At 55.7% G+C, this 18,659-nt stretch carries 14 protein-coding genes; 8 read left to right on the forward strand and 6 right to left on the reverse strand.

Annotation, left to right across the window (positions count from 1 at the left end; genetic code table 11):
- Positions 1 to 11 precede the first annotated feature (11 nt).
- The 5 genes from TEU_RS03430 to TEU_RS03450 all read right to left on the reverse strand — a co-directional run bounded on the left by TEU_RS03430 (position 12) and on the right by TEU_RS03450 (position 8,970).
- A complete protein-coding gene (locus TEU_RS03430) occupies positions 12 to 3,383 on the reverse strand; it encodes a glucodextranase DOMON-like domain-containing protein (protein WP_050002463.1) in 3,372 nt (1,123 codons plus the stop codon).
- 9 nt (positions 3,384 to 3,392) lie between these two features.
- Positions 3,393 to 4,643 (reverse strand): ABC transporter permease subunit, encoded by a 1,251-nt coding sequence (locus TEU_RS03435; protein WP_050002464.1) that lies wholly within the window; start codon positions 4,641 to 4,643, stop codon positions 3,393 to 3,395.
- Positions 4,640 to 5,536, reverse strand: coding sequence for a carbohydrate ABC transporter permease (locus tag TEU_RS03440; RefSeq protein ID WP_050002465.1), 897 nt, complete (start codon positions 5,534 to 5,536; stop codon positions 4,640 to 4,642). Before TEU_RS03440 ends, TEU_RS03435 begins: the two co-directional genes overlap by 4 nt.
- A 39-nt stretch (positions 5,537 to 5,575) precedes the next feature.
- On the reverse strand, positions 5,576 to 6,901 hold the full coding sequence (locus TEU_RS03445) for an extracellular solute-binding protein (RefSeq protein ID WP_050002466.1): 1,326 nt from the start codon (positions 6,899 to 6,901) through the stop codon (positions 5,576 to 5,578).
- 110 nt (positions 6,902 to 7,011) lie between these two features.
- Positions 7,012 to 8,970, reverse strand: coding sequence for an alpha amylase N-terminal ig-like domain-containing protein (locus tag TEU_RS03450; RefSeq protein WP_050002467.1), 1,959 nt, complete (start codon positions 8,968 to 8,970; stop codon positions 7,012 to 7,014).
- A 71-nt stretch (positions 8,971 to 9,041) separates the two neighbouring features.
- Between TEU_RS03450 and trmBL1 the strand changes: the two genes are divergently transcribed.
- The 7 genes from trmBL1 to TEU_RS03485 all read left to right on the forward strand — a co-directional run bounded on the left by trmBL1 (position 9,042) and on the right by TEU_RS03485 (position 17,142).
- Positions 9,042 to 10,067 carry an HTH-type sugar sensing transcriptional regulator TrmBL1 gene (gene trmBL1 / locus TEU_RS03455; RefSeq protein ID WP_050002468.1) on the forward strand — a complete coding sequence of 342 codons (1,026 nt, stop codon included), beginning with the start codon at positions 9,042 to 9,044 and terminating at the stop codon, positions 10,065 to 10,067.
- 260 nt (positions 10,068 to 10,327) lie between these two features.
- Positions 10,328 to 11,671, forward strand: coding sequence for an ABC transporter substrate-binding protein (locus tag TEU_RS03460; RefSeq protein WP_394297636.1), 1,344 nt, complete (start codon positions 10,328 to 10,330; stop codon positions 11,669 to 11,671).
- Between the two features lie 55 nt (positions 11,672 to 11,726).
- Entirely contained in the window at positions 11,727 to 12,605 is an 879-nt protein-coding gene (locus tag TEU_RS03465) for a carbohydrate ABC transporter permease (protein WP_050002470.1), read from the forward strand.
- Positions 12,602 to 13,438, forward strand: a complete 837-nt coding sequence (gene malG, locus TEU_RS03470) for a trehalose/maltose ABC transporter permease MalG (RefSeq protein ID WP_050002471.1) — start codon at positions 12,602 to 12,604, stop codon at positions 13,436 to 13,438. Before TEU_RS03465 ends, malG begins: the two co-directional genes overlap by 4 nt.
- 9 nt (positions 13,439 to 13,447) lie before the next feature.
- Positions 13,448 to 14,689 (forward strand): trehalose synthase, encoded by a 1,242-nt coding sequence (gene treT, locus TEU_RS03475; RefSeq protein ID WP_050002472.1) that lies wholly within the window; start codon positions 13,448 to 13,450, stop codon positions 14,687 to 14,689.
- Positions 14,690 to 14,723: 34 nt separating this feature from the next.
- On the forward strand, positions 14,724 to 15,749 hold the full coding sequence (trmB, locus tag TEU_RS03480) for an HTH-type sugar-sensing transcriptional regulator TrmB (RefSeq protein ID WP_050002473.1): 1,026 nt from the start codon (positions 14,724 to 14,726) through the stop codon (positions 15,747 to 15,749).
- 40 nt (positions 15,750 to 15,789) lie between these two features.
- A complete protein-coding gene (locus TEU_RS03485) occupies positions 15,790 to 17,142 on the forward strand; it encodes a glycogen synthase (RefSeq protein ID WP_050002474.1) in 1,353 nt (450 codons plus the stop codon).
- Here the strand turns inward: TEU_RS03485 and TEU_RS03490 are convergent.
- Positions 17,139 to 17,501 (reverse strand): ribonuclease P protein component 2, encoded by a 363-nt coding sequence (locus TEU_RS03490; RefSeq protein WP_050002475.1) that lies wholly within the window; start codon positions 17,499 to 17,501, stop codon positions 17,139 to 17,141. The two genes, TEU_RS03485 and TEU_RS03490, sit on opposite strands and share 4 nt — an antisense overlap.
- 72 nt (positions 17,502 to 17,573) lie before the next feature.
- On the opposite strand from TEU_RS03490, the gene TEU_RS03495 reads away from it, so the two are divergent.
- Positions 17,574 to 18,659: a radical SAM protein gene (locus TEU_RS03495; protein WP_050002476.1), complete on the forward strand. Its 1,086-nt coding sequence runs from the start codon at positions 17,574 to 17,576 to the stop codon at positions 18,657 to 18,659.

Below are 18,659 nucleotides of genomic sequence, written 5' to 3' on the forward strand. Positions count from 1 at the left end.
TAAAGGAAAGGTCAGCGCCTCCTCCTGAGGAGGAGCGGCACTATTGCGAGGCCGACTATGAAGGCCGGGCCGCAGATTCCGCCACCCTCCTCAGTCGAAGTGCCTGCCTGCTCAGTAGTAGTTGTCTGCCCGGTGGTGGTCGTGGTAGTTTCCTCGTTAGTAGCATTCGTCGTAGTAGTCTCCTCAGTAGTGGTGGTTGTGTTCGTGCTCGTCTCAGTCTCAGTTGAGGTCTCGGTCTGGGTCTCTTCTGCCGGAGTCTCTGTAGAAGTCTCTTCTTCCCCGCCAGTTCCCTGGACGAGCGGTATCATGGTGACGGTTGCGAGTTTCATGTTCTGGGTGTCGTAGGAGCTGAGCTGTTCCTCCTGGGTCGGTTTGAAGCCTTCTGGGACAAGGAGGTCGTAGACTCTAGGTGCGACGCCGTTTATGACAGCGTCTGGGTCGGCTCCACCACCCTTCCACTGTTCAGCCTCGACTGCTACAGGCCTCCACTTGTCCGGGCCGTAGCCGTCCTGCGAGCCGACGAGGACTGTGGCGTAGAGCCCGTACTCTCCAACCTCTGGCAGGTACTTCTTCGGGAGTTTGACTATTATGGCGTTCTTGACGGGGTCTGCCGAAATCTGCATCTCGCCCTGCAGGGCGGTTCCGTCCGGGAGGACTATGAGGTTGCCGTAGTCCCAGCCGGCAATCCTGAAGGCCACGTCCCACGGGTGGTCTGGGTCAAGGTTGACATTGCTTCCCGGCCCGTCGGGGAACATCTTTATCGCCGAGCTGTTTCCGCCCTCCTTGAAGTCGAGGTAGACTTCGATTATCTGGAGGCTGAAGCCGTTTGGCCCGTTCCACGGGTTGTCAGCGAGGTTCTTGAAGTAGAACTCCATGACGTAGGCGTCGGTCTGCTCAAGCACCCTGAAGCGGAGGAGGTCGAGGTGTCCCGGTTCGAAGACCTTGTCGGTCGGGTAGGTGTAGGTTCCCGGCCCGTGGTCATCTCCTTCAGGGTCGGCGATGTCAACGATTGTTACTCCTTTGACCTCTGTCGGGAGCTTAAGTTCGACAGGGGTTGTTATGACCTCAAGTTCTCCGTCCTTGACAGTGGAAACCGCGAAGTAGAAGTCCTCAGGGGTCTCTATGTAGTCGAATGGCACGACGACCTCAATTCCCTCGTCGGTCTTCCTGACGGTCGCCTCTCCAAGCTTCTCGCTCCTCTCGTAGTCGGTGGCGGTGTAGACCTCGGCCTTTCCGTCGCGGTAAACGATGTGCTTGGTTATGAGGAGGCCGACGCTGTCCTTTGAGAACGGGAACATCGAGTACCTGAGCTCGGTCGGCCTCTCCTGGAGGAGGGTGAACGTGTTGCCGACGCGCTTGCCCTTCTCCCAGATGCTCACCTCAAACTCGCTGAGGTCGCCCTTGACCGCGAAGTGGATTCCGTCTCCGTCGAAGTAGACGCTAACTCCCTCCGCGAGGGGTGACATGCTGGAGTACTCCTTCACCTGGCCCTCTCCAAGGCCGTCGAGGGCCCTCGTAACGTATGGCTCGCCGTCCGGGAAGTAGTTTCCGAAGAGGTAACTCGGCGGCTCGACTCCGGCCAGCTTGTAAATCTCATAAAGGTAGGTCTTTAGGTAACGGTCAAAGGAGTAGTCCTGGCCGCTGTTCTGGTCGCTCCCGTACCACCAGAACCAGTCGCTCGCCTCCGCTCTCAGAAGATACTCGTAAGCCTTCTCCCAGTCCTCCTGGCTCATCTTGTCCCTGTTCTCCATTAGAGCCTTTCTCGCGAGGTAGAGCCAGTACCAGCCGTAGTTCTCCTGAGGCTCGCCTATCCATGTTGAAAGGGTTCCGTCAATCCAGCTGCTCTCTGGCCACTGCATCTCCTCATTAACTCCGGCCATGTCGTAGAGGTCGCCGAGGCTCTCGGCCTTGAGGAGGGCGTTAACGTTCTCGCCGGTAAGGTCGAGGCGCTCCATCATCTTTGGGGTGAGCCTGTTGGCCTTGTCGCCGTAGAGCTTGATGTACTCGCTTGGGGTGACGGTTCTGATTAAGCCAGCCTTCTGGAGCTCGGTGAGCTTCTTGTAGAGCGTCTCAAGGAAGAGCTGGCCGTCGTAGGGGTAGTTCTCCCACGGGTTCTCGCCGTCGAGGGTGACGACGTAGACCAGCGAGCCGTCGTAGTTCTGCTTTTGTATCTTGAGGAGCTCGTTCACGAAGTCCTCAACTGCCTCGTACTGGTTCATTCCGCCGTATGTGAACCCAACGCGGTCGCTGAGAGCGTGGTCGCGCGGGAAGAGGTAAATCTTCTTTCCGTTGAACTCGGCCACCCAGGGCTTGTAGTAGTTCTCGACGGTTCCCTCGATACCGAGCCTCTCCAGGACGAGCTGGTCTGTCATGACCCAGGTCCAGCCGTTCTCGGCGAGGGTTTCCAGAGTTTTGTCGTTGAGGGCACTCTCGGCGGCCCAGCCTCCAACCGGGACGGCGGTTCCGTTTCCAAGGTACTGCTTGTACAGCTCGTCCGCCCTCTTCACCTGGTCGTCGAAGTCACCCTCCCAGCCGAAGTCGTTGAGTATCGGCCCTATCGGGTGGGCGTAGGGGACGACGGTCACCTCAACGTTGCCGTTTTCGAGGAGGAGGTTTATCTTCTCGTGCTCCTCGAAGGTGTGGTTGAGGAGCCACATCTGGGCTTCGAGGACAGTCTTGACGTCCTCCCTCGTGTAGCCGCCCTCATCGACCTTCTCGTAGAGGGCCTTGAGCTCGGGAGTGTCCGTTATGTACTTGTAGTCAATCCAGGCGAGATTGAAGAGGACGGCGAGGTCGATGTAGTCCCCCTCGGTGAACTCGTTCGTCACAGCGGCCTTCTGCTCCTCGAGCGGCAGGTTGGCGTACTTGGCCTTTGCGGCCATCATCTTGTCCTTCAGCTCTGTGTAGCGGTTCCAGAAGTCCCTTGTCGGGTTGCCGTTCGGGTCGGCTATCGGCTCGCCGTTCCACGGAATCGTGTGGTCAAAGAACCCTCCGGGGGCCTGGAGCATGAGCCATTTCTCCTCGACGGTGAGGGGCTCGCCGTTGGCTATCTTCTCGGTGATTATCTGGTAGGTGTCCTTCTTGCCGTTCATGTAGTCCGCCAGCTGGGCTATTAGCGAGCCGGAGAGGTCAATGGCAACATGAACGTCCGGATACTGGCTCAGGTAATAGGCCATCTTCCAGTAGTTGTTCGCCGCGTGGAGTCTGACCCAGGGCCTGGTATAGACGTCCTGGATCGGGTCGTAGTAGTAGGGCTGGTGCTGGTGCCAGACTATTATGACGTTGAGCGGCTTCGGCTCGGCCGCTCCGACCGTTTTCGCGTTCGCTCCAATCAGACTCCCAACCATCAAAAAGGCAAGGAAAAGGGCAGCGACCCTTCTCATTCTATCACCTCACTCCTTTAGACCTCCAACTGTAAGGCCGCTCCTTATGTAGTTCTGGGCGAGCATAAACATCACGAACACCGGCAGGGCGAACAGCAGGGCAGCGGCCGCGAAGTAGCTCCAGTCTATTCCCCTGCCTATGCCGCCCATGAGGGTGTATATCCAGACTGAAAGTGGCTGGTTGTTCCCGGTCAGCAGCAGGCTTGCAAGGACGAACTCCGTCCAGCCGCCTATGAAGGCGAAGATTGCAACGGTCGCTATTCCGGGCAGTGCCATTGGGAGGAGGACGTACCTGATTATCTGCAGGTAGCTGGCGCCGTCGACAAGCGCCGCCTCGTCGAAGTCGGGGCTTATGGAGTCAATGTAACCCTTGAGGAGCCACGTGTTGAACGGGACGCTTCCGGCGGCGTAGATGAGGGACATCACCGGCAGTTTGTCGTATAGGCCGAGCTTGACTATCATACCGTAGAGCGCTATGAGCCCTGCGATTCCGAGACCTCCTGACACTTGAGTGAACATCAGGTAGAAGTACAGCACGTGCTCCCTGCCGAAGAACTGCATTCTGGAGAACGCGTAGGACGCTGGGACGACGAAAACGAGGGTCAGCAACACTGTTAATGTGGCTATGATGAGGCTGTTCTTCAGGTAGCCGAAGAACTTGGAGTTCACGAACTTGCCGATGGCCGTGAAGCTGACGGTTCCGCTGTTCCTGACGACAACATACTTCTCCATCGGGCCTGAGACTGAAGTTCCGTCAACTGTTCCGCTCTTCAGCTCCACGTCCTTTATTACCGCAAAGCCGATTGTGCCGTCTTCGTTTATTCTCGTGAGGGTAAAAACACCTCTAACTTCTCCCTTCAGCTGTCCCTGGACGTTCTTTTCCGCTGAGACGTCGAAGACCTTGTTTTTAACGGGGACTTCAAATACCAGTCCGGTGAATGGCCCGTACTTGACCTTGCCCTTTATCGTTCCCTCTACGAGGTACAGCTTGCCGTCCTTGATGTAGGCGCTTCCCTCGATGGTTCCAGTGAAGTTCTCACTCACCTTACCTCCGGAGAACCCGAAGAGCACCTCGCGGTATGAGTCAAGGCTGACGTTTCTGGGTATCAGGTGGAGTTCAGTGGTCGCGAGCGTTGAGCTCGGCTCCAGCGAGACTGTGAATATGTAGTACACCGGGAAGAGTATGATGAACATGACGAAGATGGCCAGCAGGGTCATGAGGAAGCTCTTAAGGACTTCCCCCTTGCGTCTCCCCATCATCCTTTGGCACCCTCCTGGAGCTTCGTTATCCTGACGTTAACGTACATGTAGACGGCAAGAACCAGCGTGGCTATCACCATTATCGCCGCGGCCCTGCCGTAGTGCGGGCTGGCGCCGAAGGCCTTCCTGTAGCCGTAGAGCAGTATGAACTTGTCCTCGAAGAGGCCCGCGTTGTAGATGTATGGCACCATGAAGTACTGGAAGCTCGCCGCGCTGGTGAGTATCGTTGCGAATGCTATCGGCTTCCCAACGACGGGCAGGACGACGTGCCTGACCCTCTGCCAGTAGTTGGCACCGTCGATTATGGCCGCCTCTATCAGGGTGTCCGGAATCGACTGCAGTGCCGCTGTTATTACAGTCACCATGAACGGGTAGGCAAGCCAGACCTCAATCAGGTTGAGTGCAATGAAGCCCCAGGTGGGGTCGCTGATCCAGTTCGGCCCGCTGATTCCGAGGGACTTGAGTACCTGGTTTATGGGGCCAAAAATCGGGTCAAACATAAACTTCCAGACGGTGACCGAGAAGAGCAGGGGCAGGGCCCAGGGGATTATGAGCAGGGAGCGGTATATCATCTTACCCTTCACGTATTTGCTGTTGTAGAGCAGGCTGAGGAGGACGCCGACGACGACTTTCAGGGTGACGCTGGTCAGGACGAATAACCACGTCCAGAGAAAGGCCCTCCTGAACTTCTCGTCACTGAGTACCCACTTGAAGTTCTCCAGTCCGACGAGCTTAAGCGGTGGCGCATTGGGGGCCTGGATAGGGAAGTTTCCGAGCTGTGCGTTGGTGAACGCCAGGTAAACCGAGTACAGTATCGGCCACATGTTGAAGAACAAAAATGCTGCAATTCCTGGGAGTATTAGGAACAGGGCAATCATTGTTGTTTTCTTCATATTTGACCCCTCCAAGAAAAATTGTAGAAAAGTAAGAAGTCAACCCTCTATGTTTTCAAGTATCTCCTGCTGGTGATTCTTGAGGATCTCGGCTATGTTGGCGTTGGTCGGGTCCTTGAGTATTTCGTTGATGGCTCCGTCAACACCGCCCCAGACTGCGCCCATCTTCGGGCTCTTTGGCATCAGGTAGGCGTGCTGGACTGCCTGGCCAAAGCCGTAGATGACGGGGTCAGCCTGGATTTCTGGGTCGTTGAGGACTCCCTTAAGGACTGGAATGTATCCGAGCTGGAGTGAGAGCTCCTTGATAACGTCGGGATTGGTGGTGAACCACTTGACGAACTTCCAGGCGGCCTCCTTGTTCTTTATGCTCGCGGCGAAGTAGATGTTCTTGACTCCGCCGTAGGGCCTCGGCCAGTACTCCTTGCCGTCCTTGGTTATCGGCGGGAGCGGGACGACGCCGAAGTCTATGCCAGCTTTCTTGACGTCGCTTATGCTCCACGGGCCGTTCACCATCATTGGGGCGCGCTTTTCAAGGAAGATGCTCTGCTGGGTGTTGTAGTCGGCGGTCGGGGCCATGTATGGCCAGATGTTCTTAAAGAAGAACTCGAAGCCCTCTATTGTTTCGGGCTTGTCAAGGCCTGGCATTTCAGTCTGGTCGTCGAAGTAGTAACCACCGAAGGCCTGGGCAATGCCGGAGATGAAGTAGGCGTTTATCGGCCAGGCTATTCCGTACTTCTCGTTGTCCGGGTCGTAGTACTTCTCCATTATGGCCTTCATATCGTCGAAGGTCTTGGGTGGCTCGCTGACCATGTCCTTGTTGTAGATGATGGCGACGGTCTCAGCGGAGAAGGGCATGGCGTAGTAGTGGCCCTTGTACTGCATTGCGTCCTGGCCCATCGGGACGAAGAGGTTTAGGATGTCGTCGGTGACGTAGTCGTCTATGGGCTCAAGAAGGCCCGCATCGGCGAACTTCCCAATCCAGTCGTGGGCCCATATGAAGAGGTCTGGGCCCTGGCCGGTCGGGATGGCGGCCTTGAGGGCGTCCTCAAGGTTCGGCTTCTGCTCGAAGACTATCTCAACCTCGGGGCACATTGCCATGTACTCCTCTGCGAGGCTCTGGAAGACCTCAAGCTCGTTGGGCTGCATTTTGTGCCAGATTACGACCTTTCCGCTTCCACATTCCGTCTCCTCGGGCGTAGGAGTGGTTGTCTCCGTGGGGGACGGGGAGCTCGTGGTTGTTTCATTGGGGCTCGAAGAGCTGGTGGTTTGGCTCGTGCTCTCCTCGTTCGAGGAGATGCAGCCGCTGGCCACTACGCTAAAGGCCATAAGGCCTACCAAAATCAGGGCAAACAGGGCCTTTTTCATACTTTATCACCCGCCTCATCTTTGGTGATTAAGTATCATTCTTGGTGATATATATATCTTGCGCTCACCTGCCCACTCTTGTGGGTCTGGATAAAAATGTACATAGGGGTCTACTCCTTGAAAGTGAGCACAGCAAAAGACCACGGGCGGAGCACAATGCGCTGTGCTCCCCTTACTTTCCGATATCCTGCAGGAAGCTCCAGTTCTGCTTCTTCTCCTGAGTAGTTTATGGCCACCATAACTTTCTCCTCCTCGTAGGCCCTCTCGTAAACGAGCAGGCCATCCTCGAACTTCAGCGGTCTGAAAGTGCCGAGCTGGAGTGCCCTGCTCTCTTTCCTTAGGTTAATGAGTGTCCTCGTGACGTCAAGGATTTCGGTGTCCCACTCTCCCAGGTTCCAGGTCATTGGAGCCCTGCCTGCGCTCAGGCCGCCGTTGAGCCGACCCTTCAGCCCTATTTCATCGCCGTAGAATATCGAGGGGATTCCCTTGTACGTCATCAGGAAGGCGAGGGCACAGAGGTACTTTTTCTTGTCCCCGACGAGGTCGAGGAAGCGTTCGGTGTCGTGGTTGTCGAGGAAGTTGTACATAGCATATTCAGCCGGGCCCAGGCGGGCGCTTAGGAGCTCAAGACCGTTAAGGAACTCCTCCGCTGTGATTTCCCTTTCCACAAAGAACCTCAGGATGAGGTCGTAAAGCGGGTAGTTCATGGTGCCGTGAAAGGCGTCGAAGACCCAGGGCCGGGCGTCGTCCATGACCTCCCCCATCAGGTACGCGTCCTCTGGGAGGGCTGACCTGACTTCCCTCCAGAGCTCAGGGGGGACGCCGTGTGCGACGTCCAGCCTCCAGCCGTCTGCCCCCCTGTCGAGCCAGTACTTCATTACATCCCTCACGAAGCTCCTTACCTCTGGGTTGTCGTGGTTGAGCCTCGGCATCGCCCATACAGAGAAGAAGGACTCGTAATTCCATTTTAGCTCCTTGAGCTTCCTGTATTTTTCCACCCCTGGGAGGTCGGAGTTCAGGACTTCCAGGAACTCTTCAGGGACAGCGGGGAAGTCCAATATCCGGTAGAAGTCCTTGTAGCGGCTCTTCTCCCCCTTTGTGAGAACGTCCTGGAAGTACGGGTGGAAAAAGCTCGTGTGGTGGAAGACCCCGTCGAGAATGAGTTTAATGCCCCTCTCTTTAAGCTCCTGGACCAGCCGGGAGAAAGTCTCGTCCCCTCCAAGCTTTCTGTCAACGTGGAAGTAGTCGGTAACGTCGTAGCGGTGGTACGTCATGGACTCGAATATGGGGGTGAGGTAGAGAGCGTTTATACCGAGCTCTTCGAGGTGCTCCAGCCTCCGCCTTACCCCCTCAAGGTCGCCGCCGTGGAACTGCTCCCCACGGAGCCCTTCTTCTGGCGCATTCTGAAGGCCCTTCTCAAACCTGTCCGGCATTATCTGGTAGAACACCCTGTCAAAAACCCATCTCGGGGCTTCCAGTTTATAGGGACTAGCCCTGAAGGGCCCGAGGGTCTCGATTTCTCCATCTTTTCTCCGGATTTCAAAGCGATATTCGATCTCGCCTTTTTTGGGCAGGACGGCCTCAAAGTACTCAAAAAGCTCATCGCCGGCTTTTCTCCTCACGGGAAAGCTCTCGTTCCCAAGAACAACGGAGGCTTCTTTTACCAGATTGGGCTCAGACCGTAATATGATGTGGGTTCTCCCGGCGAAGGAATACAGGTAGACCGCACTGGGTCTGTGGAAAAACTTCCCCGGCCCCTTGATGACGGCGACGCTCGTCTCCTTCTCGAACTTGTACGATATACGTCTGTATGCTTCTCTCCTGGGATTTTCGGGGTCTACGGTGAACTTCCCCCCAAGGGAAAACGCGTAGTGCCAGACGCCTTCAGGGAGCTCGACCGTGATGCTCCACCGTTCTCCTTTCTTTTTCATTCGGAAGGAGCCCTCGTTGAAGGCGTTGAAGCTTCCGAGGAGATACGCATACTTTTCTCCCCCATAGGGGATTGAAAACTCGACTTCGGCTACTCTGCCAAATTTCTTGTCAGCCCTGAACCCGAAAGTTTTATACACTTCCACCACCACGTATCACTACTGATGAATAAACTGCCGCCGGTGAAATTTAAAAGGTTGGAGGTCATATCATGAGGGAGGAGGAAATAATTGAAAAGCTCCAGAGGCTCGGCCTTACTAAGTATGAGAGTTTAGCTTACATAACTCTTCTCAAACTCGGCCCCAGCAAGGCCACGGACATAACGAAGGAGAGCGGGATTCCGCACACGAGGGTTTACGACGTTCTCAGCTCCCTCCACAGAAAGGGGTTCGTTGACGTCATGCAGGGCTCGCCCAGGCTTTACAAGCCCGTCAACCCTGAGGTCGTTCTGGAGAAGATAAAGGAGGACTTCATAGAGGACATCGAGAACCTCAAGAAGGCTTTCCTTGAGCTCTACCGCGAGGTTCACGGCGAGGACCTGCCGGAGGTATGGACAATCCAGGGCTTTGACAACACCGTTGAGCGCGCGGAGTATGTGATAAGGACTGCAAAGCACGAGGTTCTGATAAACACCCCGTTGGAGTTCCTTAAGCTCTTGAAGGGCGATATCAGGGCTAGAAAGGATATAATCTTTGTTATAATCACGAACGTGGGTGAGGAAATTCCGGACTGGCTCAGGGCCGACAACATACTCCTCGCGAGGACTGGAGGAGCCCCCTGGTTAATGGCCAGCTGGGTAATCGGTGACATAGATTACGCCCTCTTCTTCGGTGCCCTTCCACGGGATAAAAGACGCGAGAAGTTCTACTCCTTCTGGGCCAAGAGCCCCAAGATTATCCAGAACTACATGCACTGGTTCTACACGATTTACTTCGACAACAGCGAGGTCGTAAAGCCCCTCAACTACGAGGCCCTGCCCAAGCCCCTGTCGCTGGTGAACATCAGGACTCTCATTACAGTCCTGAAGTACGTCAAGCTCCCGAAGAAAATTGAGGTCGTTGGAAGGCTCGTTGACACCAAGGAGCCCGTTACCATTGAAGGCGAAGTAGTTGATTACGAGTACACCCCGCTGACCGCCAACATAACCGTCAGGAGCGACGGTAAGGAGCTCAAGGTCGGGGGAATCGGAAGCTACTTCGAAGACGTCGAGGGAGAGAAGTTCATACTCCTTGAGTGATTCCGCTTTTCTTTTTATGGCTCTGTTGTATACGTCGAGTATATAGCTATATCCTCAAAGGTCTTATAACCTGTCCGGTCGAGTTTTGGTCGTGGAGAACGCGTTTTTGTGGATACTCTATGGTGCAGCCGAGATTGAAAAATTGGTTCGATGTTAATTTTTGTTCTTTGGTGTACATATCGTTTCTTGTGCCTGTATCGGTACCACAAAGCATATATACTTTTAGTATACATACCATCATGAGGTGTCCTCATATGAGCATGGGGAAAAGGCCCCTCTGGGGGATAGTTCTGTTGGGTCTTGTGATATCTGCCGTGATAGCCAGCGGCTGCATTGGTGGAACCTCAGAGTCCACTACCGGCACTGAGAGCACCAAGCTTGAAGGGAAGATTGTTTTTGCAGTTGGCGGTGCTCCAAACGAAATTGAGTACTGGAAGAATGTCATTGCTGAGTTTGAGAAGGAGCATCCGGGAGTCACGGTTGAGCTTAAGAGACAGGCAACTGACACCGACCAGAGAAGACTCGACCTCGTGAACGCGCTGAGGTCCAAGTCGAGTGATCCTGATGTCTTTCTGATGGACGTCGCCTGGCTCGGCCAGTTCATTGCGTCCGGATGGCTTGAGCCTCTCGATTCTTATGTTGAGAGGGACAACTACGACCTAAGTGTTTTCTTCCAGAGCGTCATCAACCTTGCCGACAGGCAGAACGGAAAGCTCTGGGCACTTCCTGTTTACGTTGATGCCGGCCTGCTCTACTACAGGACAGACCTCCTCCAGAAGTACGGCTACGACAAGCCGCCCGAGACCTGGGATGAGCTTGTAGAGATGGCTCAGAAGATACAGGAGGGCGAGAGGCAGGGCAACCCCAACTTCTGGGGCTTCGTTTGGCAGGGTAAACAGTACGAAGGGCTCGTGTGTGACTTCGTCGAGTATGTATACAGCAACGGCGGCGAGCTCGGACACTTTGAGAATGGCAAGTGGGTTCCGACCCTGAACAAGCCTGAGAACGTCGAGGCCCTTCAGTTCATGGTGGACCTGATACACGAGTACAAGGTGTCACCGCCGAGCACCTACACCGAGATGACCGAGGAGCCCGTCAGGCTTACGTTCCAGCAGGGCAACGCCGCATTTGAGAGGAACTGGCCGTACGCATGGGGACTCCACAACGCCAACGACTCCCCTGTCAAGGGCAAGGTTGGGATAGCCCCGCTCCCGCACTTCCCTGGACACAAGAGCGCGGCCACCCTTGGAGGCTGGCACATCGGTATAAACAAGTATTCCGACAACAAGGAGCTCGCCTGGGCCTTCGTTAAGTTCGTTGAGAGCTACGAGCAGCAGAAGAACTTCGCCATAAACCTCGGCTGGAACCCCGGAAGGACGGATGTCTACGATGACCAGGACGTCTTGAAGGCCGCTCCCCACCTGAAGAACCTCAGGAGCGTTTTCGAGAACGCAGTTCCGAGGCCAATCGTCCCGTACTACCCACAGCTCAGCCAGATTATCCAGAAGTACGTTAATGCGGCCCTTGCAGGTAGCATGAGCCCACAGGAGGCCCTCGACAAGGCCCAACAGGAGGCCGAGGAGCTGGTCAAGCAGTACGGCTGAAGTTCCTGTTCTTTCTTTTTTCAGCGGGTCTGCGACGTCCAATGAGGTGGTGCCAATGGGTGGTGCAAGGTACCCCGAAGAGAAGCTCGCCTATGGAATGCTGTCCCCCATGCTGGCGTTTGTGGTGCTCTTCATCATAATACCTGTTCTTGGAACCTTCTGGATAAGCCTGCACAGGGACGTGACCTTTATCCCGGGTTTTAAGTTCGTGGGGCTTGATAACTATATTAACGTGCTCAGCAAGAGAGAGTTCTGGTACTCCCTCTTCGTTACTGTGTCGTTCTCCCTCGTGAGTGTCGGTCTTGAGACGATACTCGGTCTGGCCTTTGCGCTCATACTGAACGAGCGTATGAAAGGAAGGGGAATTTTGAGGGCTATAGTCCTTATCCCTTGGGCGGTTCCCACCATAATTTCTGCCAGAACCTGGGAGCTTATGTATAACTACAGCTACGGCCTCTTTAACTGGATTCTGAACTCAATTGGGCTGGGTGGTGTTAACTGGCTTGGAAGCCCCCTGAGCGCGTTCTTTGCGGTGGTTTTTGCAGACGTGTGGAAGACAACGCCCTTCATGACGCTCCTTCTCCTTGCGGGGCTTCAGGCCATACCCGGTGACACGTACGAGGCCGCCATCATAGACGGGGCGAACATGTTTCAGAGGTTCAGGCACGTGACCCTGCCCCTCCTCAGGCCTGTCCTGATAGTCGCGGTGACGCTGAGGACGATAGACGCCCTGAGGGTGTTCGACGTCATCTACGTCCTCACAGGCGGGGGGCCGGGCGGAGCCACGATGTCCCTCTCCATGCTGGCCTTCAACTACTACAACCTCGGTGACTACGGCGTCGGCTCTGCAATCTCGATAATCACCTTCCTGACTGTCCTGAGCTTTACGGTGGTGTACCTCAAGGTAGGACGGTTCCAGGAGGGATTGAAATGAACGAGAAGTTCCTCAAAAAGGCCCTGCTAATCATCGGGGCGGCCCTGATGGTGCTGGTGTGCCTCTTTCCATTCGTCTGGATGATAATAATCTCGTTCACAAAAGACGCGACCTTCCTGGGGTCCCCCTACGTCCGCTTCGAGTTCACGCTGGATAACTACAGGACAGTCCTCAGCGACCCGACGCTCCACTTCCTGGACTACTTCAGGAACAGCATTGTCATAGCCACCATTGTGACAATCACGACCGTCATGACCTCCGCCTTAGGAGCGTACGCGGTCTCAAGGATAAACTTCAGGGGCAGGCTCGTGGTGCCCATCTTTGTCCTTGGAGTCTCGATGTTCCCGCAGATAAGCCTGGTGGGTTACCTGTTCAAGTTCATTGAAAAGCTGGGGTGGATAAACACCTACAAGGCCCTGTTTTTCCCCTACGTGGCGTGGACACTGCCCCTGGCCCTCTGGATGCTCCTCAGTTACTTCTCCCAGCTCCCCAAGGACCTCGATGAGGCCGCCATGATAGACGGCGCATCGAGAATTCAGACGCTTTACAAGGTCATACTGCCGCTGTCTGCACCGGCCCTGTTTTCAACGGCCCTCCTGGTCTTCATAGCGGCCTTCAACGAGTTCATGTTTGCCCTGCTCTTCACGACGGACTACAGAGCCAGGACGGTGCCCGTGGGCATAGCCCTGTTCCAGGGAGTTCACGGAGAGGTGCCCTGGGGCAACATAATGGCCGCCTCTGCAATCTCGACAATTCCGCTGGTCATACTGGCGCTCATCTTCCAGAGGTATATCGTCAGCGGGCTTACCGCTGGTGCCATAAAGGGAGAGTGAGGTGGTTGCATGTTTGAGGTAACTGAGTTTGGGGGAACGGGAAAGAGGCTCCAGGACTACAAGGGAATAATCGGTGAGGAAGCCCTGAACAGGATACTTGAAAAGGCGGAGCGCGTAAAAGGCGCGACCTTTGCCAACGTGAACTCGACGTCCTTTGGAGGTGGCGTCGCCGAAATCCTTCACAACCTCGTTCCCCTGATGAGGGACGTTGGGCTGGACGCCAGGTGGTTCGTCATCGAGGGCACCGATGAGTTCTTCAACGTCACGAAGAGCTTCCACAACGCCCTCCAGGGGAACAAGGAGCTCCGCTTAACCGAAGATATGAAGCGCCTCTACATTGAGACCAACAGGAAGAACGCCGGGGACGTTGACTTGGGCTCCTTCGACTACGTGCTCATCCACGACCCGCAGCCGGCACCGCTCGTCGAGTTCTATGAGAAGAAGCGGCCGTGGATATGGAGGTGCCACATCGACCTGAGCGACCCCAACATGGAGTTCTGGAAGTTCCTGAGGCGGTTCGTGGAAAAATACGACGCGTACATATTTCACATGGAGGAGTACGTACAGAGCGACCTTGAGGGGGACAAAGTCGTCATAATGCCGCCATCAATTGACCCCCTCAGCGAGAAGAACATGGAGCTGAGCGAGACTGAGGTACTCATGACGCTTGAGAGGTTTGACGTCGACCCGGACAGGCCAATCCTCACCCAGGTCGCCCGCTTTGACCCGTGGAAGGGCGTCTTCGACGTCATTGACGTTTACAGGAAGGTCAAGGAGAAAATCCCCGACGTCCAGCTCCTCCTGGTCGGTGTAATGGCCCACGACGACCCGGAGGGGTGGGTGTACTTCGAGAAGACCCTGAGGAAAATCGGTGAGGACTACGACGTCAAGGTGCTCACTAACTTCAACGGAGTCCACGCGAGGGAGGTAAACGCCTTCCAGAGGGCAAGCGACGTAGTCCTTCAGATGTCCATCAGGGAAGGCTTCGGCCTGACAGTTACCGAGGCGATGTGGAAGGAGAAGCCGGTAATCGGGAGGGCTGTTGGGGGGATAAAGCTCCAGATCATCGACGGGGAGACGGGGTTCCTCATTAGGGACGTCAACGAGGCCGCGGAGAAAGCCATATACCTCATCAAGCACCCCGAGGTCGCAAGGGAGATGGGCAGGAAGGCCAAAGAGAGGGTCAAGGGGAATTTCATCATCACCAAGCACCTTGAAAGGTACCTTGACCTTCTGGCCAAACTTTCTTAACACCTTTATTTTTTGTGCATGTGGGTGGTGACGAATGGAAATCCCCTCAAACCTCATGCAGGCGCTGAGCGAGATTGGCTTTACAAAATATGAAATCCTGACATACTGGACGCTCCTCGTCTATGGCCCCAGCACTGCAAAGGAGATATCAACAAAAAGCGGGGTGCCATATAACAGGGTCTACGACACGGTTTCGTCCCTGAAGGCGAGGGGGTTTGTCACAGAGATAGAGGGCAGCCCCAAAGTCTATGCTGCCTACTCACCGAGGATAGCGTTCCTCAGGTTTAAGAAGGAGCTTGAGACGATAGTTGAGCAACTGGAAAAAGCTCTGCGCGACGTAAAGCGGGACGACCACCGGCCAGCAATCTGGAGGAGCAGAAGCCTTGATGAGGCCCTTGAAATGTTCAGGGAGGCGATAGATTCCGCCGAGAACGAGGTAATCGTTGTTGTCCCCAGCGAGTTCTGGGGGCAGCTGGAGGAAGACCTGCTCCGGACGTTCGAGCGGGGAGTAACACTTTCTGTGTACACCGACAAGGCTCCGGATCCCTCCAAGTTCAGGGGCAGGGGCAACCTGTTTGTGAGGGAGTTTCAAAGGCTCAACCACATTATAGGGATGGCCGACGGCAAGGAGGTTGTTGCCGTCCAGAACGCTGCATTCAAATCAAAGAACCTTCCCGCCTTTAGGTCAACCTACCCTGAGATAATATTCTCTCACTACAGCCTCATAATAGAGATTTTCAAGGAGTCGGCGCTGAGGCTGGAGGTGATTAACAACCCCGACGACCTCCGGTTTTTTGCCATGTTCCACGCGGTTGATTTTGCCTCCAGACACCTCAAGGACAGGCGCCTCATGGCCACAATCAGGGCCAAGCACGTTGAGACCGGGAAGGAGGAGACCATAAGCGGGCTCGTGGTGGGGTACACCCTCTCGCTCAGGGAGGCGATTAACAACCTTCACGTAGAGACTGAGGGGGGAATTGTGAAAGTTGGGGGCATGTTTGCTGTCCTGGAGGACTACGAGAGCACGGATATCAGACTTACGGTAAGCGAGCCGTTGTGATTGTGTTCACCCTTTGATTAGCATCTGGGGGTGTATCCTAATGAAAGTCTTAACGCTGGGTTTCGAGTACCTTCCGGTCAAGGTTGGAGGCCTTGCAGAGGCGATAACTAGCATAGCCGAAGGCTTAGTTAAGCTCGGCAACGAGGTCGTTGTCTTCACGCCAGACCACGGGCGGAACCTCGGGGAAGTAATCGGCTCCATTAAGGTCTCCGCCTTCGGGGAAGAAGTCGAGGTAACAGTCAGGAGGAGGGAGCAGAACGGCGTCCTCGTTTACTCCCTCGGCGGCGGGCTTTTGAGCGAGCAGGACGTCTACGGGCCGAGCTGGGAAGCCATGCTAAAAAAAACTGTCCTCTTCGGAAAAGCGGCCGTCGGGCTGATGAACGACCTCATTGAAACGTTCAAGCCGGACGTAGTCCACGCCCACGACTGGCACACCGCCTTTGCCCTCGGCCTCCTGAAGAAGTACTTCGGGGTAAGGAGCGTATTCACAGTCCACAGGCTCAACAAGGCCAAAGTCCCGGCCTGGCTCTTCCACGAGGCGAACCTGAGCGAGCTCGCCCCCTACCCGGACATTGACCCTGAGCACACGGCCGGCTACATCACAGACATGGTCACCACCGTGAGCAGGAGCTACCTGTGGGAGGAGTGGGACTTCTTCAGGAACTTTGACGGCAAGGTCACGCACGTCTTCAACGGCATAGACTGCTCCTTCTGGAATGAGGAGCTCCTTGAGAACGCGGACAAGCCGAGGGAAGAGCGGAGGAAGATAATACTGGAGCGCTTCGGCCTGAGCGACGGGAAGGCCTTCATGTTCATCGGCCGCTTCGACAGGGCCCAGAAGGGAGTTGATACGCTCCTTAGGGCTATAGAGATACTCTCTTCAGACCCTGCCTTCAAGGACATGAGGTTCATCATAATCGGTAAGGGCGACCCAGGATTGGAGGCCTGGGCCAGGGCCGTTGAGAACCGCTTCCCGGAGAACGTTAGAGTTGTTACTGAGCTCCTCAGCAGGGAGACGGTCAGGGAGCTCTACGGCTCGGTGGACTTCGTGGTGATTCCGTCTTACTTCGAGCCCTTTGGCTTAGTCCAGCTAGAAGCTATGTGCCTCGGCGCAGTGCCGATAGGCAGTGCTGTCGGCGGACTCAAGGACACAATAATAGACCTCAACACAGACCCCGAGAACGCCACCGGACTGCTCGTCCCGCCGAGGGACGCATTTGCCCTTGCCAGGGCAATGGTGTTCGCGAAGGAGCTGGACGAGGAGACTCTGAGAAGGCTCCGCGAGAACGGACGGAAGAGGGCAACGAAAGACTTCACGTGGGAGAACGCCTGCAGGAGGTACATGAGGGTCTACGAGGGGGCCGTTGACAGGGCCGTCCCGTTCCTCCGCTAACGCCAGCCGAACTCGGCCAAAAATTTCTTTTTCAGCCTTTTTATTGTTCCGGAAACACCGAGGGTTCTGAAGATGGCCTTTGAGCCGTTTATCTCGGTCACGAGGGTCAGGGCAAAGCGGAGCTCCTCAACGTGCTTCCTGTCCACCCTGACTATCCCGGTCTGGCTCTTCTCGTCGAACTTGATGAACCAGGGCTTTGCCCTCGCCGATCCGAGGGTTCCCAGCGTTGAGAGGCTCGCGTCCCAGATTGCCCTCTTTATCTCGTCCTTCTTAAACGGCCTCTCCCCGATGACCTGGAAGGCTATGTAGCGGTGCTTCTCGCGGAGCGTCGGCGGCAGGTACTTCGGCTTCTCCCTCATAGGCATCTCCACAACTTTGCCCGCCAACCTTTTTAAGCTCTCCCCCGCGTTTAGGGTTAGCGAGGTGAGTCGATGGTCAGGGAGACGCCTTACTTTTCATACGCTGTGAGAGAGCTCCCCAAAGGCTGTCAGCTCTGCGTTAGAGGTGAGAAGCTCGTCCTCTTCACAACTGGAGCCTGCCCGAGGAACTGCTTTTACTGCCCGCTGAGCCCCTGGAGGCGTGGCGATGTCGTGTATGCCAACGAGAGGCCAGTCAAGAAAATTGACGACGTCATTGAGGAGACCATGATTCAAGAGGCCAGGGGAGTGGGCGTTACTGGCGGAGACCCGCTTGCTAGGCTCGACAGGACGGTTGAGTACATCCGGGTCCTCAAGGAGACTTTTGGAGAGGACTTCCACGTCCACCTCTACACCACCGGCGCCCTCGCCACGAAGAAGAACCTTGAGAAGCTCTACGATGCCGGCCTCGACGAGATACGCTTTCACCCTGACCTCTTCAATCCCAACTCGAAGCTCTTCAAGGTCGAGATTGAGAACATAAAAAATGCCTTCGACTTCGACTGGGACATCGGCGGCGAGATTCCCTCGATTCCGGGGCAGTTCGAGAAGATGAAGTGGTACGCGGAGTTCCTTGACAGTCTCGGCGCGAAGTTCCTCAACGTGAACGAGCTTGAGTTCAGCGAGGTCACCCTTAAGACGATGCTCGACATGGGCTACCAGCCGGTAAGCGACGAGAGTTCCGCCATAAAGGGCTCCCTTGAGCTCGGCCTCAAGCTCCTCGAATGGGGCGAGGAGAACACCTCGCTGAGCTACCACCTCTGCACCGCCAAGCTCAAGGACGCCGTCCAGCTCAGGAACAGGCTCAGGAGAATGGCGAAGAACGTGGCTAAACCTTACATGGAGGTAACGGAGGACGGGACGCTCCGCTTTGGCATCGCTGAATACGACGACCTCGACGAGCTCTACCGGTTCCTCGTGGAAGAAGCGGAGGTTCCTGAGGAGTGGCTCTACATCAACCGCGAGAAGGGCAGGATTGAGATGCCGGAAGAAGTGGCAGTCGAGCTGGCGGAGGCAATCGAGGGCGACGTGAAGTTCTTCATCGTTGAGGAGTACCCCACGTGGGACAGGCTTGAGGTCGAGAGGATTCCTCTGCCGTAA

Source organism: Thermococcus eurythermalis (assembly GCF_000769655.1).
GTDB lineage: Archaea > Methanobacteriota_B > Thermococci > Thermococcales > Thermococcaceae > Thermococcus > Thermococcus eurythermalis.

Coding starts and splice junctions, on each gene's coding strand:
- TEU_RS03430 (WP_050002463.1), bottom strand. CDS start 3,383: ATGAGAAGGGTCGCTGCCCTTTTCCTTGCCTTTTTGATGGTTGGGAGT.
- TEU_RS03445 (WP_050002466.1), bottom strand. CDS start 6,901: ATGAAAAAGGCCCTGTTTGCCCTGATTTTGGTAGGCCTTATGGCCTTT.
- TEU_RS03465 (WP_050002470.1), top strand. CDS start 11,727: ATGGGTGGTGCAAGGTACCCCGAAGAGAAGCTCGCCTATGGAATGCTG.
- trmB (WP_050002473.1), top strand. CDS start 14,724: ATGGAAATCCCCTCAAACCTCATGCAGGCGCTGAGCGAGATTGGCTTT.
- TEU_RS03495 (WP_050002476.1), top strand. CDS start 17,574: ATGGTCAGGGAGACGCCTTACTTTTCATACGCTGTGAGAGAGCTCCCC.
- treT (WP_050002472.1), top strand. CDS start 13,448: ATGTTTGAGGTAACTGAGTTTGGGGGAACGGGAAAGAGGCTCCAGGAC.
- TEU_RS03435 (WP_050002464.1), bottom strand. CDS start 4,643: ATGATGGGGAGACGCAAGGGGGAAGTCCTTAAGAGCTTCCTCATGACC.
- TEU_RS03440 (WP_050002465.1), bottom strand. CDS start 5,536: ATGAAGAAAACAACAATGATTGCCCTGTTCCTAATACTCCCAGGAATT.
- malG (WP_050002471.1), top strand. CDS start 12,602: ATGAACGAGAAGTTCCTCAAAAAGGCCCTGCTAATCATCGGGGCGGCC.
- trmBL1 (WP_050002468.1), top strand. CDS start 9,042: ATGAGGGAGGAGGAAATAATTGAAAAGCTCCAGAGGCTCGGCCTTACT.
- TEU_RS03490 (WP_050002475.1), bottom strand. CDS start 17,501: ATGAGGGAGAAGCCGAAGTACCTGCCGCCGACGCTCCGCGAGAAGCAC.
- TEU_RS03460 (WP_394297636.1), top strand. CDS start 10,328: ATGGGGAAAAGGCCCCTCTGGGGGATAGTTCTGTTGGGTCTTGTGATA.
- TEU_RS03485 (WP_050002474.1), top strand. CDS start 15,790: ATGAAAGTCTTAACGCTGGGTTTCGAGTACCTTCCGGTCAAGGTTGGA.